The organism is Pinisolibacter sp. DMC100, from assembly GCF_056313705.1.
The window spans coordinates 417342-441651 of sequence record NZ_JBQUZT010000003.1 but is presented as its reverse complement, the minus strand read 5'-3'; the positions used below and the strand labels follow the sequence as shown (position 1 = coordinate 441651).

Here is a 24310-nt window from a genome sequence, read left to right as displayed (position 1 = left end):
TCCTCGGTAGATTTCCCGTGGTGCCGCCGAATGCCGGGCGTGGTAGAATTGTTCCGGTCGGGACAACGGGTCCCGACACCTCCCGCCTGTTCGTGGAGGAAAAGCCATGGCCAAGAAGTCCGACAAGCTTCCCGTCCGTGTCGCCGGCAACGACGAAACCCTCCGCGACGCCGGTTGGCCGCTGGTCACCGACCTCGCGCACGAGGTGAACCGCGTCTTCGACCTCGCCGATCCGGGCCGGGTCGAAGCGCCGATCCCGCAACGTGTCGCCGGAACACGGCAAACCTGGTTGCCCTCGGTCGACCTCGTCGAACGCGACGGCGCCTGGGTGATCGCCTGCGACGTGCCCGGCTTCACCGCCGAGACCCTCGACGTCGCCGTCTCCGGCGACTTCGTCACCCTGACGGGCAACCGGTCCGCCCGACACGAGACGGCGGCGTCGATCGAGACGCAGGGCGTCTCCTTCGTCCGCGCCTTCCGCCTGCCCGACGACGTCGATCGCGCCGCGATCACCGCGGAACTGCGTGGCGACACGCTGATCGTCACGCTCCACAAGACGACACCGAAGGCGTCCTCGGCGCGGGAGATCGACACGCGGGCAGCGTGATCTCCCGCGCCGGCCTTCGCCGTTGGGGCGAAGGCCGCGACAGGCCGACGCGCACCGCCGCGACTTCGGATGCTCACACCTTCGGAACGATCGCCAGCCGCTCGACGATCTCGCCCTTGACCAGATGGGTGTCGACGATCTCGTCGACGTCGGCCTCGGTCTTGGGCGCGTACCACACGCCCTGCGGATAGACGACCATCAGCGGCCCGGCACGGCAGAAGCCGAGGCAACCGGTCGCCGTCATCGCCACTTCCGGGTTCTGCAGCGATTCCACGCCCCACTGCAGGCGTTTCCACAACGGCTCCGCCCCCTGCGCACCGCACGAGCCGCGCGGATGGCCCGGCGGCCGGCTCTGGAAGCAGGCGAAGACGTGATGCTTGAACACCTGCGGAATTTCCGACGACATCGCCTGCTCCTCGTGACCGTGGACGATCGGTGTTTCTCCTTATTCAAGGCCTGTGCCGTCGCGTCCAGCCCCCGGCGCGATTCTTGCGATGACGCTGGGGAAAGAACTGAAATGCGAGGAAACCCGACATGTCGAGCGAACGCGGCGGGCGCCGCCGGCGGATCGAGGACGCGATCGACTTCGGCGACGTGTCGGACGACGTGAACGAAATCCTACAAAGAGGCGTCGTCGCCCACCGCACCGATCGTGCCGCCGCCGACGCCGCCTTCCGCGAGGCGCTGGCGCTCGACCCGCGCTCGCTCGCCACCTGGTTCTGCCTCTACAAGATCCACACCTATTCCGGCGATCTCGATGCCGCCCTCGAAGCGGCCGAAGGCGGCCTGCGCGAGGCGGCGCGCGCCGCCAACCTCGCCCCCGACTGGCGGCTCTGGAGCATGGAAGAGATCTCGCTCGAAGGCCCCGGCCGCTTCGCGCTCTACACGCTGAAGGCCCTCGCCTTCATCCGCCTGCGCCGCGACGAGGGGGCGGAGGCGCGCGCCGTGCTCGACGCCCTCGCCCGGCTCGACCCGACCGACGCCGTCGGCGGCTCGGTCGTCGACGCCATCTGGCGCGGCGCCACGACGTAGAAGACGCGAAGGCGCGGCGACCCCTCCGGATCGCCGCGCCTCGCATGTTCGTGTTCGCCTGCCTCAGCAGCAGCGGAACGTGCCGTTCGGCCCCGCGCCGTAGCGACGGTCCTGACGCTCGCGGAAGAACTCCGTCTGCGTCATCACCGGCTGGTCGGGGTGGTTGGCCTGCCGGTGGGCGACATAGTTGTCGTAGTCCGGCACGCCGACCATCAGCCGGGCGGTCTTGACGACCGCCCGTCCGAGGGCCTTTCCGTCAGGCAGCGTCAGCCCGCAGACCCGGCATGTCATCGCCGATCTCCTTGGAGGTGGGCGCATCGGCCTTCAGCGCGGCGAGAGCCGCCTTGGCGCCGAAGCCCAGCATCACGATCACCACCAGCATGAACAGGGCGGTCAACCCTGCGTCGATGCGGTTGTTGAGGATGATCTGGCTCATCTGATCGACGCTCTTGGCCGGTCCGAGCACCTTGCCTTCGGCAGCCGCCTTGGCGAAGCGATCGGCCTGGGCGAGGAAGCCGACGGCCGGACGGGCGTCGAACAGCTTCTGCCAGCCGGCGGTCAGCGTGCAGATGGCGAGCCAGGTCATCGGCGCGAGCGTGACCCACGCCGCCGCCTGACGCTTCATCTTGAAGAGCATGACGGTGGCGAAGGCGAGCGCGATGGCGGCCAGCATCTGGTTGGCGATGCCGAACAGCGGCCACAGCGTGTTGATGCCGCCGAGCGGATCGACCACGCCCTGGTAGAGGAAGTAGCCCCACGCGGCGACGGCGATGCCGGTCGCGGCGAGGTTGGCACCCCAGGAGTGGGTCTTCTTGAACGCCGGGAAGGCGGTGCCGACGAGGTCCTGGATCATGAAGCGGGCGACGCGCGTACCGGCATCGACCGTGGTCAGGATGAAGAGAGCCTCGAACAGGATGGCGAAGTGGTACCAGAAGGCCATCATCGCCTGCCCGCCGATGGCGCTCGACAGGATCTGCGCCATGCCGACGGCCAGCGTCGGCGCGCCGCCGGCGCGGCTGAGGATGGTCGCCTCGCCGACGTTCTGCGCCATCTGGGTCAGCGCGTCGGGCGTGATCACGAAGCCGAGGTTGGCGATCGCGGCGGCCGCCGACTGGGCGGTGGTGCCGAGGATCGCCGGCGCCGTGTTCATGGCGAAGTAGATGCCGGGATCGAGCACGGAGGCCGCGATCAGCGCCATGATGCCGACGAAGCTCTCCATCAGCATCGCGCCGTAGCCGATGAGACGGAGCTGGTTCTCGTTCTCCACCATCTTCGGGGTGGTGCCCGAAGAGATCAGCGCATGGAAGCCCGAGCAGGCGCCGCAGGCGATGGTGATGAAGAGGAACGGGAAGAGATCGCCCGAGAACACCGGGCCGGTGCCGTCGATGAACTTGGTCACCGCGGGCATCGACAGGTCCGGACGGACGAAGACGATGCCGAGCGCCAGACCGATGATCGTGCCGATCTTGAGGAAGGTCGACAGATAGTCGCGCGGCGCCAGCAGGAACCACACCGGCAGCACCGAGGCGACGAAGCCGTAACCGATCAGGATCAGCGCCAGCGTCTCGCCCTTGTAGGTGAAGAGCGGCGCGAGCGTCTCCGAATGGGCGACGTCACGGCCGTAGACGATGGCGAGCAGCAGCAACACGACGCCGATCGCCGACATCTCGCCGATGCGGTGCGGACGCAGGAAGCGGCCGTAGACGCCCATCAGCATGGCGATCGGGATGGTGGCGAAGACCGTGAAGGTACCCCACGGGCTGCCGGCCAGCGCCTTGACGACGATGAGCGCGAGCACCGCGAGCAGGATGATCATGATCATCAGGATGCCGAAGGAGGCGAAGACGCCCGCCACCGGCCCGAGTTCCGTCTTGATCATGTCGCCGAGCGAGCGGCCGTCACGGCGGGTCGAGGCGAAGAGAATGACGAAGTCCTGCACCGCACCGGCGAAGACGACGCCGGCGAGCAGCCACAGCGTGCCGGGCAGATAGCCCATCTGCGCCGCGAGCACCGGGCCGACCAGCGGACCGGCGCCGGCGATGGCCGCGAAGTGGTGGCCGAACAGCACCCACTTCTCGGTCGGCACGTAGTCGAGGCCGTCGTTGTGGCGCTGCGCGGGCGTGCGCCGCGAAGGATCGATGCCGAGCACCCGCTTCTCGATGAAGAGACCGTAGAAGCGGAAGGCGATGAAATAGACGGCGACCGCGGCGGTCACCAGCCACAGCGCGTTGATGGTCTCGCCGCGCTTCAGCGCGACGACACCGAGCGAGACGGCGCCGACTGCGGCGACCCCCACCCATGCCAGCCACTCGTAGGGCGAGCGGCCGCGAACGACTTCGTCGGACATTGTTCTCTCCGGGGAACGTCTGGTTCGAATTGTTCTTGCCGAATGCAGACCGAGCCCCTCCACCCCACGAGCCGGACGAAACCACGCTCCCCGCGCGTCTCGCCCTCCCCCCGCTCGTCTCAGCCTTCCGCCGTCGACGATCGGCGCGGAGAGACGCGTCCATCGTTCTCGACGAAAGTATGAGATGATTGAACCCGACGGGACTGCGCTTCCGCGTCTTGCGGCTTCGGCGAAATCAGTGTCGGGCCTGCGACCGTCATGGGTTGGACAGCCTCGTCTACGGTGACACCTCCGACCTTCGTCTGAGGTTCCACTTTAGCTCCCTACGCCTTGCTCTACGAAAGGTGAACAGGCGTTTTCGCATGGCTCGCCGACGTCTCGTCCCGAGCCATGCAATACGTTCCGAACAACTACGATCGGGAATATCCCTCCCGGAAGGAGCGAACGTCACGGTGCGAAAGGAATTTTTCACCTCGCGCGACCGTCGGCCGACGCGCGTGCGGACGCGGCCTGCGACCACGTCACGCAGCCTCGCGGAAACACATATTCTGTGGATGTCGGCCCTTCCGCCGCCCACGCGGGCGGTCTTCGCCGCCCGACGACGCCGTCAGAGCAGCGAGGACAGGAACCCGGCGAGCCGCACCGGCCACTGCGCGCCGACCTCGATCGCCTTGAAGACGACGTTCAGGAAGGCGATGTCGGCGATGTCCGACGGGTCGACGAGGATCTCACGGAAGGACACGAGCGCCTGGACGATGCCGCAGCCGACATAGCCGAAGAGGCCGGCCCGGAGGATCGTCCGCGCGCGGCTGCCGAAGCCCGCGATCGGCGCCACCGCGCCGGCGAACGGCCCGCCGAGGAACGCGACCACGACGACCACCCACAGAGCGACGACGACCGCCGTCCGGCCGAGGCCGGCGAGGCTTACCGGCAGGGCGTAGCGATCGATCGCCCATGCCGCGACCAGGGCGACCGCGTTCGCCCCCATGGCCATCGCCACCGCCCACAGCCGTCCGATCGTCGCCCGTTCCATCTCGTCCGCCTCTCCTGCCCGCCGCAGCGTCAACGCGATCTTCAGATCGCTCGCCTAAGACTGCATGCGGTTCCATCGACCGGATAGACCGGATGCTCGTCCATTTCCATCAGAACGACGTGACCGACGCCCAGGGCGGCATCGAGCGCTATGTCGACACCCTGATCTCGGCCGCCGGCGCCGACGGCCTGCTGGTGTCGGAGACGCCCGCCCGGCCGGCGGAAAACCGCCTCGGCGTCGCCCTGCCGAAGTGGCCCGGACCGAAGTGGATCCCCTTCGCGCTCGCCGTGTTGCGGAACGCCCGCACCATCCGGGCGCGACTGAAGGCCGCGCCGCGCCGCGTGCTGGAATTCTCCCGGCCCGAATACGTCGCCTTCGCTTGGGCATTCCCCGGCGCGAAGGTCTTCACCATCCACGGCACCGGCCCGGGCGCCGGCGAACGCGCCAAGCGTCTCGCCCACGACCTCGCCTGCTGGTTCCTGCCGCTCGTCGCCGATCGGGTCCAGGTGGTCGGCCGCGACGATTCGGGCCTCTCGGCGAGCGTCATCCGACGCCTCGGGCCGCGCCTCGCCCATGTCGATGCCTGGTACGCCGACCGCTTCACCGCGACGCCGCTGCCGAAGTCGGAGAAGACCATCGTCTTCTACGCCGGCCGCATCGTCGAACAGAAGAACCCGGCGCTGATCTTCGCCACCATCCGCGAGGCCGAGGCCCGTCTCGGCGACGCGATCGAGTTCCGCTATTTCGGCAGGGACGTCGAGGAGATCGAGAAGGCCGGGCTCGCCGACGTCGTCGCCTGCACCGGGCTCTTGGACGCGGCGTCGCTCACCCGCGCCATCGGCGAATGCCACATGGGGCTGATGTGCTCGCATTTCGGCGAGGGTTCGCCCTTCATCGTGGTGGAGACGCTCGCCTGCGGCCGCCCCTACGTGCTGTCGCGCCTGCCGACGCTGACGTCCGCCTATGGCGACAACCCGTCGGTGCGCTTCGCCGCCGGCTGGAAAGCCGCCGACTTCGTCGAGGCGATCGTCGCGGTCAAGGCCGACATCGATGCGGGCAGGCTGGAGGCGGAGGCGATCCGCGCCTCGGTCGCCGCCCGCGCCGAGCCGATCGCCACCCGTGCGCTCATCGCCGAACTGGAAGCGCTCGCCCGCTGAAGGCGCGCGCCTCGGCTCGGCAACGCATCACGGCAATCGCGGAAATTCGCCTGTCTTCGGCCCCGTGCAGAGGCCCTTCACCCTGAGGTGCTCGCGCAAGCGAGCCTCGAAGGGCGATGGGCCGATTTGCACGGCCCGTCGTGGCTTCGCCCTTCGAGGCCCGGCCGATGGCCGGGCACCTCAGGGTGAAGCCGAACAAAGCGCGACACGAAGTCGGCTACCTCAACCCTCGCGCGGGCCGCGGCTGCGTCGGCCGTTGCCGGACGGCTTGCCGCCCGGACCGCCGGGGCCACCCGGACCGCGCGGCCCCTTCGGACCACCGGGACCACCCTTGAAACCGCCGCGATGCGGCTTGCCCTGCGGCCGCTCCCCACGCTCCGGGCGTTCGCCACGCTCGCCGCGCGGAGGACGGCTGCGCCGTTCGCCACGGCCCTCGTCGGCGCCGCCTTCCGGAGCACCGTCGGCCGGCAGGAAGCGGATCTGTTCCTCGTCGGGACGCTTGGCGTTCGCCCAGAATCGGGCGGCGGCACCTTCCGCCACCTCGACCAGCGTCTCGCGATCGAAGATGCGGATCGCACCGACCTCCGAGCGCTCGATGCCGCCGCGGCGGCAGAGCATCGGCAGCAGCCACTTCGGATCGGCGTTCTGGCGGCGACCGACGTCGCAGCGGAACCACACGCCCATCGGACCGGCGGCGGGACCCGTCGGGCGCTCGCGCCGACCGCGGTCGCCGACCGGATCGACCACCTCTTCGGCGACCGGCCGACCGCGCCGCCACAGCGTGGCGAGCGCCGCGGCGATCGACTCGGGCCCGCGGCTCTCGAGGATCATGCGGGCGAGTTCCGCCTCTTCCTCGCCGGGCGCCTCGTCGAACATCGGATCGGCGAGGAACCGGCCGCGATCGAGATCGCGCACCGCCTCGAAGGTCGGCGGGCCCGACCATTCGGGACGGATGCCGGCCTCGTCGAGCAGGCGCTCGGCCTTGCGGCGACGGTTGACCGGCACCAGCAGACAGGAAACGCCCTTGCGCCCCGCGCGGCCGGTGCGGCCGGAGCGGTGCTGGAACACCTCGCGGTCGTGCGGCAGCTCGGCGTGGACGACGAGGTCGAGATTGGGCAGATCGATGCCGCGGGCGGCGACGTCGGTCGCCACGCAGACGCGGGCATGGCCGTCGCGCAGCGCCTGGAGCGCCTGGTTGCGCTCGTGCTGACCGAGCTCGCCCGACAGCGCCACCGCCGAGAAGCCGCGTTCGCGCAGCGAGGCATGGACGTGGCGCACCGTCTCGCGCGTGTTGGCGAAGACGATCGACGTCGGCGCCTCGTGGTAGCGCAGCAGATTGACGATCGCCGCCTCGATCTCGTTGGGGGCGACGCGGATGGCGCGATGCTCGATGTCGGCATGGCCGCGCTCGGCGCCGGCCACCGCGATGCGCAACGCCTCGCGCTGATAGCGCCCGGCGAGCTGGACGATCGGCTTCGGCAGCGTCGCCGAGAACAGCAGCGTCAGCCGGTCGGCCGGCGTCGCGTCGAGGATGAACTCGAGATCGTCGCGGAAGCCCATGTCGAGCATCTCGTCGGCCTCGTCGAGCACCACCGCCTCGAGCTGCGACACGTCGAGACCGCCGCGTTCGATGTGGTCGCGCAGACGCCCCGGCGTGCCGACGACGAGATGGGCGCCCTGCCCCAGCCGACGCCGTTCGGCGCGCGGGTCCATGCCGCCGACGCAGGGCACGATCCGCGCCTCGGTCTCCTCGAACAGCCAGGAGAGCTCACGCTCGACCTGCAGCGCCAGTTCGCGCGTCGGCGCGACGATCAGTGCCCGCGGTACGGTCGGCGGCGCGAAGGTCTCCTCCTCGCCGAGCAGATTGGCGCCGAGCACGAGGCCGTAGGCGACGGTCTTGCCCGAACCGGTCTGGGCCGAGACGAGCAGATCGCGTGCCCGCGTCGCCTCCTCGAGGACGGCCGCCTGGACCGGTGTCGGTTCTTCGTAGTTGCGACGCGCCAATGCGCGATCGAGCGCGGGGCTCGCGTGGGGAAAGGCCAAGGGAGGTGCTCCGGATCGTGGGAGGCGGATGCTTCGACGCCTCGGGTTGGTGCCGACATACACGGTTTGCCGCCCGCGGTCGATGCCCCGCACGCGCAACACCCCGCCGCACCCCGCCCCGGCACGCCCGGAAACGCCGCCGAACGATTCTCCCCTTCCCCGTCGCCCCGTCCGAAACGCAGGTCTTCGGTGGATAGCCATGCGTTCTTGCTGCAACGATCCGGCGTCGTCGCAAGTTGTTCGACCGACGGCGCAGGAAAAGCGCGGCACCCCCGAAAATCGACGCGTCCGACGTCACAAAGCGCTTGAGATCGTCTCCGGTCTGGTCAGGATGGCGACGCGGGAGCGCGCGTCGGTGCCTCCGCTGCTCTGATGGGAAACGAGAAAATGTCTCAGACCAAGGTCCTCGTGGCGCAAGGAGGCGGTCCGACCGCCGTCATCAACCAGTCGATCGTCGGCGCGGTGCTGGAAGCCCGCAAGTTCCGCAACGTCGAACTGGTCTACGGCGCCTGGCACGGCGTGCGCGGCATCGTCGACGAGGAATTCCTCGACCTCACCCAGGAGACCAGCCACAATCTCGAGATGGTCGGCAACACGCCCTCCTCCGGCCTCGGCTCGACCCGCGACAAGCCCGACCTCAAGTATTGCCAGGAGATCTTCAAGGTCCTGAAGGCGCACGGCATCGGCTATTTCTTCTACGTCGGCGGCAACGACTCTTCCGATACGGTGCGCATCGTCTCCGAAGAGGCGAAAAAGGCGAACTATCCGTTGCGCTCGATCCACATTCCGAAGACCATCGACAACGACCTGATGGTCAACGACCACACCCCCGGCTTCCCCTCGGCGGCGCGCTTCGTGGCGCAGGCCTTCATGGGCGCCAACCTCGACAATGCCGCGCTTCCCGGCGTCTACGTCGCGGTCGTCATGGGCCGCCACGCCGGCTTCCTCACCGCGGCCTCGGCGCTCGGCAAGAAGTTCCCCGACGACGGCCCGCACCTGATCTACGTGCCCGAGCGCGCCTTCGACATCGACCGCTTCCTCGCCGACGTGAAGGCGACCTACGAGAAGTACGGCCGCTGCGTCGTCGCCGTCTCGGAAGGCATCCACGACGAGAAGGGCGTGCCGATCATCACCAAGCTCACGACCGAGGTCGAGCGCGACGCCCACGGCAACATCCAGCTCTCCGGCACCGGTGCGCTGGCCGACCTGCTCTGCGACGAGATCAAGAAGAAGCTGAAGATCTCCCGCGTCCGCGGCGACACCTTCGGCTATCTCCAGCGCTCCTTCATCGGCTGCGTGTCGGACGTCGACCAGCGCGAGGCGCGCGAGGTGGGCGAGAAGGCGGTGCAATACGCCATGTGGGGTACGACCGACGGTTCGGTGACGATCCACCGCACCGGCTTCTATTCGGTCGACTACCAGCTGTCGCCGCTGGAGAGCGTCGCCGGCAAGACCCGCCACATGCCGGACGAGTTCATCTCGGCCTCGGGCAACGACGTCACCGACGCCTTCCGCCTCTATCTCCGGCCGTTGCTCGGCTCGAAGATGCCGGACGCCTATCGCCTGCGCGACAACCGCGTGCCGAAGATCCTCAACGCCGCCGGCTGATCCGACAGACCCGCCGGCCACCGGGCCGACGAACCACGAGATGCGCGAGGCGGCGGAGGATCTCCGCCGCCTTCGTCGTCTCCGGGATGCTCAGGGGCCCTTGACGATCGGCCCGCCCCTGGCGGTCCATTCGATCATGCTGCCCGAATAGTCGACGAGATCGGTTCGGCCCGCCTGCGCCGCGGCCGCCTGGACCCGGCTCGAGCGATTGCCCGAGCGGCACATCACGACGATCGTCTTGTCGCCGGCCGGCGGCAGCGCGGCGAGCGACATGCGCGACACCGGCACGTTGACCGCGCCCGGCACGTGGCCGGCGGTGAACTCGTCCGGCTCGCGCACGTCGACCAACACCACCCGCCCGGCGTCGAGCCCGGCCGTGAGTTCGTCCATGGTGATCTTGCCCGCCGCCGACGCGGGCCCCGCCCACGCCATCGCCACGACCAGCGCCGCCGCCTTCCACCACCGCATCGAGCCGTCTCCCGTTTGCGCGCTCCGAACATGGACGTGCCATCGAACAAAGCGCCTGTCCACCGGAAACGGCAAGGCGCGGTGCGACGATCCGACCGAAGGGAGGATGCACCGCACCATTGACACTGCACTGCGAAAGTGGTGGGGTGACCGAACCGACTTCAATCGATGGAAATCGAGGAAGATCGGATAAATTCGTTCGGATGGCAGTCACGCAGACCGTTTTGCTCCGCACCATGCGAGAGCGAGACGTGCGAACCCATCGGAGTGTGCCATGCTCGGACCAGCCGACCTCGAAGCCTGGTTGGAAGACCAGATCGATCAGCCCGAATCGCCGGACCAGCCGGCGCGCGAGCCCGCCGCACCGCAATCGCGCCCGGCGTTCCGTTCGCCCTTCGGCGCCTTCTCGCCCTACGGCGCGATGTTCGGCTGGCCGCACCGCCGCGCCGGCCGCGGGAGCTGAACTCCGTTCCCGCCTCGCGGCCGACCGTCGCGACGCGGCTGCCCGCCGCGCCGCGAACCGTCGCGCCGGACCATGGACCGGCGATGCGACGATCGTGCGACGATGCCCGCCGCCGCGATCCGTGGGCAACCTCGCCGGCCCCATCTTCGACGGTTGCTCCCCCCGACCGCATGGGCTATGAGGAACCCGTCCCGAGCGTAGCTCGACGCGAGCCGTGATCCCGCGATCACGACACGGATGCACCCGTAGCTCAGCTGGATAGAGTGTTGCCCTCCGAAGGCAAAGGTCACAGGTTCGAATCCTGTCGGGTGCGCCAATCTTCTCAATGGGTCGGACGATGCGGCGATCGCCGCGTCAGCGCGACGAGCCCGACGGCGGCGGCAGGAACACGGTTCGCCCATGCCGATCGACCGACGGCACCACGGCGACGCCGTAGAGCCGCTCGAGGGTCGTCGGCGTCACCACGTCGGCCGGCCGGCCGTCGGCGACCAGCCGCCCGCCCGCGAGGAGACAGACACGGTCCGCCGAGAGTGTCGCCTGCTCCGGATGATGGGTGGAGAAGAGCACCCCGTGACCGTCGGCGGCGAGACGACGCAGATGGTCGAGCAGCTTCGCCTGATGCCCGAAGTCGAGCCCCGTCGTCGGCTCGTCGAGGACGAGCAGGCGCGCTCCCTGCGCGAGTGCGCGGGCGATCAACGTCAGCTGCCGCTCGCCGCCGGAGATCTCCGTATAGGGCCGACCGGCGAGATGGACGATGCCGAGACGTTCGATCACGGCGTCGACGATCCTCCGATCGGCGGAGCCCGGCTTGCGCAACAGCCCGGTTTCGGCGATCCGACCGAGCATGACGACGTCGCGCACCCGATAGGGAAAGGGCGCGACGTGGATCTGCGGCACATAGGCGATCCGGCGCGCGATCTCACGGCGGCCGAGGCGCACGACGTCGTCGCCGTCGAGTTCGACACGCCCGGACATCGGTGTGTCGAGGGCGAGCAGCAGCCGAAAGAGCGTGCTCTTGCCCGCGCCGTTGGCGCCGAGCAGGGCGACGACCTCGCCGGCGGCGAGTGTGAAGTCGATCGTCTCGAGGACGGTGCGGACGCCTCGGGCATAGGAGAGCCCGACCGCCCGCAGACGGATGTCGCGGCTCATGCCCAGCCCTTTCTCGCCCGCCCGAGCACGATCACGAAGATCGGGATGCCTAGCAGTTCGGTCAGGATGCCGATCGGCACTTCGGCCGATGTCAGCGTCCGCGAGAGGCAATCCGCGCCGACGAGAAAGATCGCACCGACCAGCGCGCTCGCCGGCACCAGCCGCGTGTTGGCCGGGCCGAACAGAAGCCGCGTGACGTGAGGCACGACGAGACCGAGCCAACCGATCATCCCGGCGAGCGACACCGACAGCGCCGAAACCAGCGTCGCGGCGGCGATCACCACGCAGCGCGCGAGGCCGACCGGCACGCCGAGCGTGCGCGCTTCGTCGTCGCCCATGGAGAGGGCGTCGAGGGCGCGGCCCGACAGCGCCAGCACCCCGACCCCCACCGCGATCGGCCCGGCCGCCAGATCGATCTGCGTCCAGTTCACCCCGCCGAGGCTGCCCATCATCCAGTAGACGATCGCCGGAAGCTGTTCGTAGGGGTCGGCGACATATTTCACGATCGCCAGGGCGGACGCGAAGAAGGCGCCCGAGATCATGCCGCCGAGCACCAGGGCGAGCATCGAGCCGTCGCCGAAGAGACGGGCCAGAAAGGCGCCGACCATCACGGCCAGAAGCCCCATGGCGAAGGCGCAGATCTGGACGAGGAGCCAATCGCCGAACAGCAGGATGCCGAGCGCCGCACCGAAACTCGCGCCGCCGAGCACGCCGAGGATGCCCGGCGACACCAGCGGGTTGCGGAAGACCGCCTGGAAGGCGGAGCCCGAGGAGGCGATCGCCGCGCCGACGAGAACGGCGGTCAGGATCCGCGGCAGACGGATCTCCAGGAGCACCCGATCGAGAAGCGCGAGCCGATCGGGCTCGAGCGTGGTCCATCCGAGGGCGGCACCGATCCGGCCCGCGATGTCGAGGAGACCGACGGGATAACGGCCGAGCGTCAGTGCGAAGACGACCAGCGCCACCAGGCAGAAGGGCAGGACCAGCGGGCCGACGATCTCGAAGATCGCCTGCCACCGCCACGCCTGCCGGACGCGGTCGGACGCCACGTTCGGCGCGGCGAGTGGGGCCGGCGTCGGCCGATCGATCTGCATGGTGACCTTCCTTGCGAAGAGCCGGACGAACGGGTCACCGTCCGATGGCGAAGTTGATGTCGATACTGCCGTGGAACTGCCCGCCCGGCGGCGGCGGCGCGCGGCTCGCCTCCAGCATGGCGGCCGCGGCGGCATCGAGTGCCGACGAACCGGACGACCGCCGCAGGGCATGGGAGACGATGCTTCCCGATGGCCCGACGACGAAGGTCATGGCGACGCTGCCGGTCTCGCCCCGCTCCCGCGCCGCCGCCGGATAGTGCTTGTGGCGGTTGATCTCGGCGGAGATCAGCGCACCGTAACTGGCGCGGGCGGCGCGCAGATCCTCCCGCCCCGAAGCGACTCCGGCGGTCCGGACGTCGGCGGATGCCGGCGCCGGCGGGAGCGTGCTCGTCGACGCGGGCGCGGGTTTGGGCGCGGCCGGGGGGCGATGTCTGGCGGGGCGTTCGGGACGGGGGCGTTCGGGGCGCAGGCGCGGCTCGGGCGCGACCATCGCCGGATGTTCGACCCGAACCGTCTCGCCCGGCCCGGGGGCCGCGATCGGCGCCGGCGTTTCGACCGGCGGCCGGGGCGGGGGCGGCGGTTCGTCGGGTGCGGCTTCGGCGGCGCGGTCGGCGGCCGGTTCCGTCGGCACGGTGGCGGCGACGACCGCCTCGGTGGCGGTGCGCTCGACGGCGGCGTCGCCCCTCGGCACGATCTCGATCTCGACCGGCGCCAGCACGTCGATGGCCGGCGACGCCACGCGGAAGGCGAAGAGGAAGGCGGCATGAAGCGCGCCGAAGACCAGGAACCCGATCAGCCGGACCCGACGCCGCGCCGCGACGGGCCCCGCCTCGCCGCCGACCGGAGCGCCGATCACGGCCGTGCTCCCTCGCCTTCGGTCGTCGCCACGGACGCGGCCGGGATCGTCGAGCCGGTATGCGACGGCTGCCGATCGGCGAGGAAGGCGATCCGGGTGATCCCGCTCGTCGCCAGACGGTCCATGATCTCCACCATGGTGCCGTAGTCGACGGCGCGGTCGGCCCGCAGGTTGACGGCGCGGCCCCGATCGCCGCCGAGCCGGGCATCGACCGCCGCGGCCAGCGTCGCCAGGGTCACCGGCTCGTCGCCGATCGTCAGACCGCCGTCGGCGGCGACGGTGATCACCACCGGCGGCCGCGGTTCGACCGGCTGTGCGGCGCTCGCCTGCGGCAGGCGGACGGGAAGCCCCGCCGCGAGCATCGGCGCGGTGATCATGAAGACGACGAGCAGAACCAGCATGACGTCGACGAGCGGCGTCACGTTGATGTCGGCGAGCGGCCGATGGCGGGCGGGACGGGCCGAGGCGAGCGGGCGGATCATCCTTCGTCCGTCCCCTCGGAGATCGCCGGCCGTGCGCCGAGGATCTCGGTCGTCGCCCGAGCGATCAGCGCCTCGCACTCGCCGCCGAGCCGGGCGAAGCGCGCGCCCAGACGCGTGTAGCCGATGGACGCGGGAATGGCCGCCGCCAGCCCCCAGGCGGTGGCGGCCAGCGCCTCCGCGATACCGGGTGCGACGACGGCGAGGCCGGTGTCCTTGGCGGCGGCGATGCCGACGAAGCTCGTCATGATGCCCCAGACCGTGCCGAAGAGGCCGACGAAGGGGGCGACCGAGGCGATCACCGCCAGATTGGCGAACCCGCCCTCGCAGGACTGCAGAACGCGATCCGCGGCGACACGCATGGTCCCGACGATCCGGGCACGCCGGTCGGCGTGGGTTTCCGTCGCGAGTGTCAGCTCGGCCTCCGCGCGTCCGGCCGCGAACACGGGAAGGAGCAACGCCGGTCTCGCGCCCGAGGTCCCCGCCACCGCGAGGGCGCGCGCGAGGCGCGTCGAAAAGACGATCCCCTCGAGGATCAGCACCCAACACCAGATCGAGGCGACGAACAGTAGCCCCATCACGACGCGTCCGACCGGACCGGCGGACCAGAACAGGGCGACCGGCGACAGCGAGATCTCGTTCATTTGCCCACCCCGGTGCCGAGGATGGCGTCGATCTGCGCCTCGGAGAGGTCGACGCTCAGGAACAGGGCGTAGAACCGTCGGGTCTCGGCCCTGAGATCGAACGGATAGAGATCCGGATAGAGCGCGTTGGCGAGCCACTGCGCCCCCAGCGCCCGCATGAAGCTCGGCGGCCGATCGATCCAGTTGAAGGGCAGGCGCGGCACGAAGGCGATCGCCTTGTTCTCCACCGCCGGAATGCCCCGCCAGGCGCCGTCGCGGAACACCGCCTCGGTGAACCGGCGATCCTGCGCCAGGATGAAGTCCGGCCGGTAGAGCATGACCTGCTCGAGGCTGATCTTCTCGAAGCCGGCGTGGTTCGACTGTTCGCAGTGGTGGACGTTGTCGCCGCCGGCGAGCGTCACCGCCTCGGCGTGCCAGGATCGATCGCATTCGGTGGCGAGCCCGTCGGCGCCTTCGGCGTAGTAGACCCCGCGTCGCTTCTCCGGCGGCAGACGCCCGACCGTGTCGCCGAGACGGGCGAGCACCGTCGACACGTAGGCCTCGAGCTGCCGCGCCCGTTCGGGACGCTGCAGCACCTCGCCGAGGAAGCGCAGCGCCGCCGGATGATCGGCGAGCGTGTCGAGCTTCACGAAGATCACCGGCAGCCCGACCTTGGTGAACTGCGCCAGGATGCGGTCGTTGTCGGAGAAGCGGTCGAGCCAGACCAGGACGAAGTCGGGATGGAGGCGCAGCACCTCCTCCGGATCCATCTGCCCGCCGTGCCCCATGACGGCGCCGATGACCGGCAGTTCCGCCACCTCCTTCGGCAGATAGGGCTTCACCTCCTCGCGGACGGCGAAGTTGATGCCGGTGAGGAGATCCGGCGCCAGCGCGTAGAGGAGCAGCGAGACCGGGTGCGACGAGGAATAGACCTTCCCCATCCGGTCGGGGATCGTGACCGTACGACCGGCCATGTCGACGATGTCGCGGGCGGTCGCGGGAGACGCCACGAGCGCGGCGAGAAGCAGGACCAGGACACGGATGATGGGCATCGGACCTCCGAGATGCGGCGGAGGGTGACCGCGACGGTCACCCTCCCTTGTCGATCAGAAGCTCACGTCGAGCCGAAGGGACGCGTTGAGCGGTTCGCCCTGGTAGAGCCAGGTGTAGCCGTTCGACCCTTCCCAGTACTTGTGGTCGAAGATGTTCTTCACGTTGAGGCTGAGCTTGGCGTTCTTCCAGGAATAGGTCGCCGCCGCGTCGAAGGTCGCGTAACCGGGCAGACGCAGATCGACGTTGGGCATCGCCTTCGTGACGAGCGCGGCCTGCCGCGACGCCGCCGCGGTCATGCCACCGCCGAAGCCGAGCCCCTGGAGGGGGCCGTCCTGCACCTCGTAGAAGCTCCAGAGACGCAGGGCGTGGCGCGGCACGTTCGGAACGCCCGAACCGGTGAGATAGGTGCCGTCGCTGACGTAGACCGCATCGGTGTAGGCATAGGCGACCAGCGCGTTCCAGCCCGGCCGGATCTTGTAGCTGCCGTCGATCTCGAAACCGCGCGACCGCTGCTTGCCGGTCTGGACCAGATAGCCGAGCGACCCGCGGGTCGCGTCCGGATCGGTCTGCGTCACGTTCGACATCTCGATCTGATAGAGCGACGCGGTGATCGATGCGCGATCGGCGATGTCGATCTTGACGCCCGCCTCGATCTGATTGCCGGTCAGCGGATCGAAGGTCTGGATGACGCCGTCGGTCGTGGTGTTGGTGCCCTGCGGTTTGAAGGTCGTCGAATAGTCGACGAAGGGCGTCACGCCGGGCAGGACGTCGTAGAGCGCCCCGACCCGCCAGGCGGCGCCCTGCCCGGAGGTCGAACTGCTGCCGAGCGACGCCGGATTCATGCCCGAGCGCGAATGGGTCGAGTAGTCGACCCAATTGATGCCGCCGACCACGCGCAGCTTGTCGCTCAGCGAGATCGTGTCGTTGATGTAGGTGTTGTACTGATAGGTCTTCGAATAACCATACATGTACTGCTTGACGTTGTTCAGCGGCCGACCCCAGCCGGCGGCATTGGGATCGTAGAAATAGTAGGACCCGAAGGAATACGGCGTCGGCCGCGCCATGTTCATGTTGTAGTCGACGGCGGCATAGCGCTCACCGAAGATCAGGTCGTGCTCGAGGCCGAAGGTCCCGAACCGGCCGTGGATCATGTTGTCGCTGTCGTAGCCGTAGACCGGCCCCATCAGGATGTCCTGAGCCGATTGGGTGAATCGCGTCACCCCGGAAGAGAAGCTCGGGGTCGCGGTGATCGAGAAGGCGTCGCGCTGCGTCACCGTGAACTGGTTGGAGGTCTTGAAACTCCAATCCTCGTTGAACCGGTGCTCCCACGACGCGCGCAGCGTGTTGCTCTGATAGGACCAGTACGAGCGCGGGTCGTAGACGTTGACGTTCCGATCGTACGACCCGAACGACTTCAGATAGGCCGACGTGCCCGAACCGACGACCCCGTAGCCGGGCTGCCCACTGTAGGGGAACGCCTGCTGCCAGCGATATTCGTAGGTCAGGGCGACCGCGTCGTCGTCGGTCGGGCGGCCGTCGACGGCGAACTGGAAGTCGCCCTTCTTCTTCGACGAATTGTCGTAGAACGACTTGAAGTCGCCGACGCTGCCGATGGCCCGCACCAGCCAATTGGGATTGCCGAAGATCGGCGTGGAGGCATCGACGGTGACGCTCTTCGAACCCCAACTGTCGACGGTGGTGGACGCCGAGATCGAGGGCTTCTGCTTCGGACGCTTGGTCACGACGTTGATCACGCCGCCGATTCCGCCGGAATAGGCGCCGTAGAGGAGACCCGACGGCCCCTTCAGCACGTCGACGCGCTCAACGTTGCCCATCCAGGCGTTGCCGAAGGGGGTCGGATCCCACAACCCGTCGACCAGCGTCATGCTCACCGGGAAGCCGCGAATGTAGGAATTCGACCAATAGTCGAGCGGGTAATACTGAGGATAGGTATTGACCACGCCGGAGACGTTCTTCAGCGTTTCCTGGATCGAAGCGTCGTTCTGTTCGTCGATGACCTTCTTCGGGACGGTCGTGACGTGTTGCGGAACCGAGTTGTTGGGCGCATCGGTCTTGCTGCCGGTGCGCGATCGCGTGACGACGTAGTCGGCATGCCCCTCGGCATCGGCCGGCTCGCCGATCGGGACGACCGATTTGCCGCTCTCGACTTGGACCGGCGGTACCTGTTCGACGGTCGTGTCGTCCGCCCACACCGGCCCGGTTGCGACACAGAGCGCCAACAGAGAAACGCTCGTCGCGAACGCGCGAATGGGCTCGAAGCCCCCCGGACTGTCTTGAAGCATCGAAAATTCCCCCGCGAACGTGATCCGAACCTGTCCGTCTCTCGTGTCACGCGACCGCGCTCCGAAACCCGCGTGCGCCTATCGTTATAGACTTTACATATATAACGATAGGCGCAAATGAGCCCGAGAGCCGCAAGTCCGGCCCCTGTCCGGGCCATTTCGCGCATGCCTCCGAGAACCGGTACATGGCCAAAGGTTTGACGAAATTATACGATCTCTCGGAGAGAGCGCCATGATTGCGATCAGGTCTTGAAATTTTTCCGCGACGGACGATCGTCGCTATAACCTGCGAATATATAAAAACATTCGCCCGGGCGACGGTCGGCAGGGTTCGACCGGCGTGGGTCCGGTTCGTTTCCGACGAGACTTCGGAACCGTCACTCGACGAGAGCGAGTCCGGTGGCGGTCCGCCGGATCACGCCGTCCTTGACCATCTTGGCCAGCGTCCGGTAGAGCGCCTCTTCGGTCAGACCGAGTTCGGCGCCGAAGTCGCGCAGCGAACCGGTGATTTCGACCGCCCTCTCGTCGCCGCCCTCCACCAGCAGATAGTGGCGGATGCGGTCGGCGGCCGATCGCATCGAACGTCGCTCCATGCGGACCCGCGTCGCCATGAGCTGCCGCGCCACCATGGCCGCGTAGGCCATGGTCGATTCGATGTTCGCCGAGAATGCCGACAGCAGGGCCGCCTTCGGATATCGCCGGACCACCGCATCCGTTTCCGCCACGGCCGCACAATGGTAGACCGGCGAGAACACCGAGGCTTCCGCGAAGGCATCCCCGGGGCGAGCGATGAAGAGCACGCTCTCCCGGCCGCCGTCGTTGACGAAACGCACCAGGCGGATCCGGCCGGACACCACGAGATAGACGCCGACCGTCTCGTCTCCGGCGTGGAACAGGATCTCACGCGCCCTCAGCGACTGGTTCATGCCGCCGGTGGGGACGATCGCATTGAGGCACTGTTCTGGTGTCGTCGCCATTCTTCCGACCCCCGGGTGGCATCGGCATCTCCGGCCGCCACCTCTGGGAGCCGCGCATCCGGACCGGCTCCGCGGGACGGCGGAGCAGCCGGCGCGATCATTGCGCAACGAGGCCGCCTCTTCCAGACGGGTGCGGCGATTGCGCCCCCCGGCCGGTCGCCGACTTCGGCGACCGGCCGTCGCTCTCACTCCGTCGGAGCCGACCGAATCCGGTCGCGTTTGCGCATGGTCGCGGCGTCGAGCAGCATCTGCGCCGCCCAGCGATGGACGTTGCGGCGGCGCACCGTCTCGCGCATCAACGACAGGCGATCCGCCTGTTCCGCCTCCGGCATGGCGAGCGCCTTGCCGAGCGTGTCGGCCATGGCACGGGTGTCGTAGGGGTTGACGATCAGCGCCTCGGAGAGTTCGCGCGAGGCGCCGGCGAAGCTCGACAGCACCAGCACGCCACGTTCGTCGTCGCGGGCGGCGACGAATTCCTTGGCGACCAGATTCATCCCGTCGTGCAGGCTCGACACGACGCAGACGTCCGCGGCGCGGAAGAGCTCGTAGACCTCGCGCTGGTCGTGATGGCGCACCGCCAGTTCGATCGGCCGCCAGGTACCGGTGCGGTGGCGTTCGTTGATCTCGAAGGCGAGTTTGGTCGCCTCGCCCTGCAGGCCCTCGTAGGCGGCGAGCGTCGAACGGGTCGGCGCCGCGGCCTGGAGGAAGACCAGCTTCTCCCGCCATTCGGGATGGCGTTCGAGCAGATCGTCGACGGCGCGCATGCGGTCGAGAATGCCCTTGGTGTAGTCGAAGCGCTCGATGCCGACGATCAGGCGGACGTCGTCGCTCCAGCCGTGGTCGCGGCGCACCGTGGCGCGGCACTCGGCGATCGGCTTCTGACCGGCGAGCGCCGAGGGCGGCCATTCGATCGAGATCGGATAGGGCCGGATCAGCGTGTCGCGCCCCTCGAGGGTGATCGAGAAGTGCTCGCGGTCGATCCGGCTCTCGATGAAGCGGTCGGCGGCCTCGAGGAAGTTGTTGCAGTGCTGGCGAGTGTGGAAGCCGAGGATCGACGAGCCGAGCAGACCGTCGATGATCGCCTCGCGCCACGGGCAGATGCCGAAGGTCTCGGCGTTCGGCCAGGGGATGTGCCAGAAGGTGACGATCGTCGCCTTGGGAAGGCGCTGGCGGATCATCCGCGGCAGCAGCGCGAAGTGGTAGTCCTGGACGAGGACGATCGGGTCCTCGCGCTCCGCCTCGGCGACGACCACGTCGGCGAAACGCTCGTTGACCGCGCGGTAGCGTTCCCAGTCGGCCTCGCGGAAGGTCGGCCGCACGAAGGCGATGTGGCAGAGCGGCCAGAGCCCCTCGTTGGCGAGGCCGAAATAGTAGCCCTCGATCTCGTCGTCGGAGAGCCAGACGCGGCGCAGCCGATACTCCGGGGCGGCGGGCGGCACGGCGATGCGGTCGTGCTCGTCGACGGTGTCGCGGTCGGCGCTGCCCGAGCCGTGGGCGATCCAGGTGCCGCCGCAGGTCCGCATCACCGGCTCGAGCGCCGAGACGAGACCGCTCGCCGGCAGTTGCAGGGTGATCTCGCCGTCCTTGTCGCGATTGTGGATGTAGGGCTCGCGGTTGGAGACCACGAGCACCTCGGCGCCCGGCAGTTCCTCGACCAGCAGACGGCGCAGCGTCTCGGGCGACCAGTCGACGTGCAGCCCCTCGCCGCCCGCCCGGTCGGAGCGCAGCTCGCGCATCAGCGAGCGGAACTCGCGGGTCAATGCCGAGGGCTGCGGCGCGTCCTCGTTCGGTCGTGGCGGCATCGCCGGCGGTCGCCCCTGACGACGGCTCCAACGGCGGAAGACCAGCGCCGCCAGTCCGCCACCGACCACGCCGAAGCCGACGAAGGCGCTGGTGAGGGCGAAGATCGTGTAGAGCCGGACCGTACCGGCCCGCTCGTCGATGTAGGAGAGGTCGTGGAGGACGAGGAGACGGCCGTCGATCGAGCCGATCCGCATCGGATAGATGCCGACATGGGCATGGACGCCGCCCATGCGGCGGGTGACGACGGCATCGAGCTTGCGCCCGGGCAGTTCGCGACAGTCGATCGCCGCCGGCATCTGCCCGGCGACCCAGCGCATCCGATCGTCGGCGCCGCAGAATCCGACGGCGAGCAGGCGCTCGTCGTCGGAGAGGTGGGCGAAGAAGGCGGAGAGATCCGGCTCGGCCGCGGCCGGAAGCGCGGCGAGGCGGTCCTTGACGGAGCGCGAGACGAAGCGCGACCGCAGGTCGACGTCCTGACGCGCCCAGTTCTCGACCAGCACGGCGGCGAGCGGCGCCAGTGTCACCGCCAGCACCAGGCAGGCCGCGCCCGCCACCAGTGCCCAGCGGACCCAGCCGGTCTTCAAGGCCCGGCCGATGCGCGCGCCGATGCCGGCGACCTCGTCGGACGTCGTGAGTTGGCCCGTCATCGCACCTCCTCCCAGCCGCGTGACAGCCGCATGGCGGCGACGACGAGGCCGGCCATCGAATAGGTCTGGGGAAAGTTGCCCCACAGCGCGCCGGTGCTCGGATCGATGTCCTCCGACAGGAGGCCGAGCCGGGTGCGGTGCGCGAGCAGCGTCTCGAACAGCGTGCGGGCCTCGGCCATCCGCCCCATCGCGGCGAGCGCGTCGACCTGCCAGAACGAGCAGATGGTGAAGGCGACGGTCGGCGTGCCGAAGTCGTCGGGGACGTCGTAGCGCATCAGCAGACCGTTCCCACCGAGACGACGGCCGATCTCGTCGACGGTGGCGACGAAACGCGGATCGGTCGCCTCGACGATGCCGAACTCGTGCATCAGCAACACGCCGGCATCGAGCTCATCGCCGTCGAGACTGCCGGCGAACCAGCCCTTGTCACACCAGGCACGGGCGAGGATGGTCTCGCGCAGCTCGTCGGCGGCGACACGCCAGCGGTCGGCGTCGGCGGTGCGGTCGAGCTTCTCGGCGATGCGGGCGAGCCGGTCGCAGGCGACCCAGCACATCGTCGCCGAATGGGTGTGGACGCATTCGCGGCCCCGGTATTCCCAGATGCCGGCATCCGGCGTCAGGGCGTGGCGCAGGGCGCACAGGCCGAGCGGCTGCAACAGGTCGAAGAGCGCGTCGTCGCCGCGCTTGGGCAGGCGTTCGTCGAAGAACATCTGCCAGGCGGCGAGGACCACACTGCCCCAGACGTCGTGCTGCGCCTGATCACGGGCGGCATTGCCGATGCGCACCGGACGGATGCCGCGGTAGCCGTGGAGCGTGTCGGCGATGGTCTCCTCGACCACGCGCTCGGGCACGATGGCATAGAGCGGCTTCAGCGAGGGACCGCGCTCGAGCGCGATGATGTTGGTGACGTATTCGATGAAGTGCTCCATCGTCGCCGTCGCACCGACGCGATTGAGGGCATGGACGGTGAAGTAGGCGTCGCGGATCCAGCAGAAGCGATAGTCCCAGTTGCGGCTGTCGTGGGGCGATTCCGGGATCGACGTCGTCAGCGCAGCGACGATGGCGCCGGTGTCCTCGAAGGCGCAGAGCTGCAGCGTGATCGCGGCGCGGATCACCGCCTCCTGCCAGTCGAAGGGCACGTTGAGCGAACGCACCCAGTCGAGCCACCAGACGGCGGTCTTCTCGAGGAAGTCGCGACCGACGCGCGCCGGCTGGTCGTTCAGGGTCTCGTCGGGATGGAGCACGAAGGTCAGCCGACGCGAGAGCACGAAGGCGCTCTCCTCGGCGACGTGATGGATCGAGGCGTCCGTCGTCAGCCGCAGCACGCCGTCGTCGCCGGCATAGCTCAGATGGCTCGAGCCGATCACGGGGCGCGGGCACTCCGCCCCCAGACCCGAGCGCGGCCTCATGCGCACCCGGATGCGCGGCATGCCGGAGAGCGGCTCGACGATGCGCACGATCATCGTCGGGTGGAACAGCCGCCCGAACTGGCGGAAGCGCGGCGCGAAGTCGGTGACGCGGAAGGCGTTGCCGGCACCGTCGCGGTGGGTCGTCCGCAGGATCGCGGTGTTGCGCTCGTAGGCCTGCTCGACCGTGCCGACCTCGTCGAACCGGATCGAGAAGAACCCGCCGTCCGGCGCCTCGCCGTCGACCAGGGCGGAGAACACCGGATCGCCGTCGAAGCGTGGCCAGCAGCACCAGACGATCGTGCCATGCTCGTCGATCAGTCCGGCGACCGAGCCGTTGCCGACGACGCCGAGTTCGAGCGAGGGGGGCACCTTCATCGTCTGATCCTTTCCAAGAGGAGCGAAAGCCATTCGCGTACCGCACGCGGCGACGCGAAATCGGCCTCCGCGGGGCTCCAGGTCTCGCCCGCCACGCGGAAACCGACACCGCCGAGGTGCTCGGCCGCGGCGATGGCGAGCGCATCGGCATGGTCGTCGCCGATCACGATCGGCATCCGGCCCTCGAAGCGCGAGAGCCCGGCGAGGCATTCGACCGCGACGCCCTTCGAGACATGGACCGAGCCGACCTCCCAGACGCAGCGCCCCGGCCGAACGACGAAGTCGCCGCCGAAGTCGGCGACGATCGCCTCCATCTCGACGGCGAGATGCTCCGCCGCCTCGGGCACCGCCCGCCAGTGCAGCGAGACCGAGACGCCCTTGTCCTCGTAGCGACTGCCGGGCACGCTCGCAGCCAGCGCCTGCAGGCGGGCGGCGAGGTCGAGCGGCAGTACCGGAGCCACGCGTCGGACCGTCTCGCGTTCGTCGGTGCGATATTCGGCACCGTGTTGTCCGGCCATGACGAAGCGGGCCGGGGCGAGGAGGCGGTCGACATCGGCGATCGAACGGCCCGTGACGATCGCCAGTGCGCCGTCGAGCGCCCCGTGCAGAGCAGCGAGGAAGTCGACGAGCCCTTGCGGCACGATCACCGCCTCCGGCGTCGCCGCGACGTCGATCAGCGTGCCGTCGAGATCGAGGAACAGGGCGATCGATCGGTCGGCGTCCAGCCAGTCGAGAGGAGTCCCCCCGAGTGCGAGGGATTCGGTTCGTTCCATGCGATCGACCC

General features: G+C 69.0%; 22 protein-coding genes and 1 tRNA gene. 6 read left to right on the top strand and 17 right to left on the bottom strand.

Features of this window, described 5'->3' with window-relative positions:
- Positions 1 to 106: 106 nt before the first annotated feature.
- Positions 107 to 607 (top strand): Hsp20/alpha crystallin family protein, encoded by a 501-nt coding sequence (locus ACT541_RS15225; RefSeq protein ID WP_476137934.1) that lies wholly within the window; start codon positions 107 to 109, stop codon positions 605 to 607.
- Between the two features lie 73 nt (positions 608 to 680).
- Here the strand turns inward: ACT541_RS15225 and ACT541_RS15220 are convergent, their stop codons facing one another.
- A complete protein-coding gene (locus tag ACT541_RS15220) occupies positions 681 to 1013 on the bottom strand; it encodes a (2Fe-2S) ferredoxin domain-containing protein (RefSeq protein WP_476137933.1) in 333 nt (110 codons plus the stop codon).
- A 128-nt stretch (positions 1014 to 1141) separates the two neighbouring features.
- On the opposite strand from ACT541_RS15220, the gene ACT541_RS15215 reads away from it, so the two are divergent.
- Positions 1142 to 1639 carry a hypothetical protein gene (locus ACT541_RS15215; RefSeq protein WP_476137932.1) on the top strand — a complete coding sequence of 166 codons (498 nt, stop codon included), beginning with the start codon at positions 1142 to 1144 and terminating at the stop codon, positions 1637 to 1639.
- Between the two features lie 63 nt (positions 1640 to 1702).
- On the opposite strand, the gene ACT541_RS15210 is transcribed toward ACT541_RS15215, so the two are convergent.
- The 3 genes from ACT541_RS15210 to ACT541_RS15200 form a co-directional block, all read right to left on the bottom strand.
- Positions 1703 to 1930, bottom strand: coding sequence for a YbdD/YjiX family protein (locus ACT541_RS15210; protein WP_476137931.1), 228 nt, complete (start codon positions 1928 to 1930; stop codon positions 1703 to 1705).
- Entirely contained in the window at positions 1896 to 3986 is a 2091-nt protein-coding gene (locus ACT541_RS15205) for a carbon starvation CstA family protein (protein WP_476137930.1), read from the bottom strand. The genes ACT541_RS15210 and ACT541_RS15205 overlap by 35 nt, the downstream gene beginning before the upstream one ends.
- Positions 3987 to 4593: 607 nt before the next feature.
- Positions 4594 to 5019 (bottom strand): hypothetical protein, encoded by a 426-nt coding sequence (locus ACT541_RS15200; protein ID WP_476137929.1) that lies wholly within the window; start codon positions 5017 to 5019, stop codon positions 4594 to 4596.
- A gap of 92 nt (positions 5020 to 5111) precedes the next feature.
- Here ACT541_RS15200 and ACT541_RS15195 point away from each other — a divergent pair, with 92 nt between their 5' ends.
- A complete protein-coding gene (locus ACT541_RS15195) occupies positions 5112 to 6176 on the top strand; it encodes a glycosyltransferase (protein ID WP_476137928.1) in 1065 nt (354 codons plus the stop codon).
- 222 nt (positions 6177 to 6398) lie between these two features.
- Here the strand turns inward: ACT541_RS15195 and ACT541_RS15190 are convergent, their stop codons facing one another.
- Positions 6399 to 8219: a DEAD/DEAH box helicase gene (locus ACT541_RS15190; RefSeq protein ID WP_476137927.1), complete on the bottom strand. Its 1821-nt coding sequence runs from the start codon at positions 8217 to 8219 to the stop codon at positions 6399 to 6401.
- A 387-nt stretch (positions 8220 to 8606) separates the two neighbouring features.
- On the opposite strand from ACT541_RS15190, the gene ACT541_RS15185 reads away from it, so the two are divergent.
- Positions 8607 to 9827: a 6-phosphofructokinase gene (locus ACT541_RS15185; RefSeq protein ID WP_476137926.1), complete on the top strand. Its 1221-nt coding sequence runs from the start codon at positions 8607 to 8609 to the stop codon at positions 9825 to 9827.
- Between the two features lie 90 nt (positions 9828 to 9917).
- Here the strand turns inward: ACT541_RS15185 and ACT541_RS15180 are convergent, their stop codons facing one another.
- Complete coding sequence (locus ACT541_RS15180; RefSeq protein ID WP_476137925.1) at positions 9918 to 10295, bottom strand: rhodanese-like domain-containing protein; 378 nt, start codon at positions 10293 to 10295, stop codon at positions 9918 to 9920.
- 274 nt (positions 10296 to 10569) lie between these two features.
- On the opposite strand from ACT541_RS15180, the gene ACT541_RS15175 reads away from it, so the two are divergent.
- Both ACT541_RS15175 and ACT541_RS15170 read left to right on the top strand, forming a co-directional pair.
- The gene (locus tag ACT541_RS15175) at positions 10570 to 10758 is read left to right on the top strand and encodes a hypothetical protein (protein WP_476137924.1); all 189 of its coding nucleotides are present in this window, start codon (positions 10570 to 10572) and stop codon (positions 10756 to 10758) included.
- A 239-nt stretch (positions 10759 to 10997) separates the two neighbouring features.
- Positions 10998 to 11074 (top strand) — tRNA-Arg (locus tag ACT541_RS15170).
- Between the two features lie 38 nt (positions 11075 to 11112).
- Here the strand turns inward: ACT541_RS15170 and ACT541_RS15165 are convergent.
- From ACT541_RS15165 to otsB, 11 genes are all read right to left on the bottom strand, one after another.
- Positions 11113 to 11907: an ABC transporter ATP-binding protein gene (locus tag ACT541_RS15165; protein WP_476137923.1), complete on the bottom strand. Its 795-nt coding sequence runs from the start codon at positions 11905 to 11907 to the stop codon at positions 11113 to 11115.
- Complete coding sequence (locus tag ACT541_RS15160) at positions 11904 to 13001, bottom strand: FecCD family ABC transporter permease (RefSeq protein ID WP_476137922.1); 1098 nt, start codon at positions 12999 to 13001, stop codon at positions 11904 to 11906. The genes ACT541_RS15165 and ACT541_RS15160 overlap by 4 nt, the downstream gene beginning before the upstream one ends.
- Before the next feature lie 34 nt (positions 13002 to 13035).
- Positions 13036 to 13857, bottom strand: coding sequence for a TonB family protein (locus ACT541_RS15155; RefSeq protein WP_476137921.1), 822 nt, complete (start codon positions 13855 to 13857; stop codon positions 13036 to 13038).
- Positions 13854 to 14339 carry an ExbD/TolR family protein gene (locus ACT541_RS15150; RefSeq protein WP_476137920.1) on the bottom strand — a complete coding sequence of 162 codons (486 nt, stop codon included), beginning with the start codon at positions 14337 to 14339 and terminating at the stop codon, positions 13854 to 13856. Before ACT541_RS15150 ends, ACT541_RS15155 begins: the two co-directional genes overlap by 4 nt.
- On the bottom strand, positions 14336 to 14980 hold the full coding sequence (locus tag ACT541_RS15145; protein WP_476137919.1) for a MotA/TolQ/ExbB proton channel family protein: 645 nt from the start codon (positions 14978 to 14980) through the stop codon (positions 14336 to 14338). Before ACT541_RS15145 ends, ACT541_RS15150 begins: the two co-directional genes overlap by 4 nt.
- Positions 14977 to 16011, bottom strand: coding sequence for an ABC transporter substrate-binding protein (locus tag ACT541_RS15140; RefSeq protein WP_476137918.1), 1035 nt, complete (start codon positions 16009 to 16011; stop codon positions 14977 to 14979). The genes ACT541_RS15145 and ACT541_RS15140 overlap by 4 nt, the downstream gene beginning before the upstream one ends.
- A 54-nt stretch (positions 16012 to 16065) precedes the next feature.
- Complete coding sequence (locus tag ACT541_RS15135; RefSeq protein WP_476137917.1) at positions 16066 to 18252, bottom strand: TonB-dependent siderophore receptor; 2187 nt, start codon at positions 18250 to 18252, stop codon at positions 16066 to 16068.
- Positions 18253 to 18692: 440 nt separating this feature from the next.
- Complete coding sequence (locus tag ACT541_RS15130; protein WP_476137916.1) at positions 18693 to 19292, bottom strand: Crp/Fnr family transcriptional regulator; 600 nt, start codon at positions 19290 to 19292, stop codon at positions 18693 to 18695.
- 185 nt (positions 19293 to 19477) lie between these two features.
- Positions 19478 to 21742, bottom strand: a complete 2265-nt coding sequence (locus ACT541_RS15125; protein ID WP_476137915.1) for an alpha,alpha-trehalose-phosphate synthase (UDP-forming) — start codon at positions 21740 to 21742, stop codon at positions 19478 to 19480.
- Positions 21739 to 23526, bottom strand: a complete 1788-nt coding sequence (locus ACT541_RS15120; RefSeq protein WP_476137914.1) for a glycoside hydrolase family 15 protein — start codon at positions 23524 to 23526, stop codon at positions 21739 to 21741. The genes ACT541_RS15125 and ACT541_RS15120 overlap by 4 nt, the downstream gene beginning before the upstream one ends.
- Positions 23523 to 24299, bottom strand: a complete 777-nt coding sequence (gene otsB / locus ACT541_RS15115; protein WP_476137913.1) for a trehalose-phosphatase — start codon at positions 24297 to 24299, stop codon at positions 23523 to 23525. The genes ACT541_RS15120 and otsB overlap by 4 nt, the downstream gene beginning before the upstream one ends.
- Positions 24300 to 24310 lie beyond the last annotated feature (11 nt).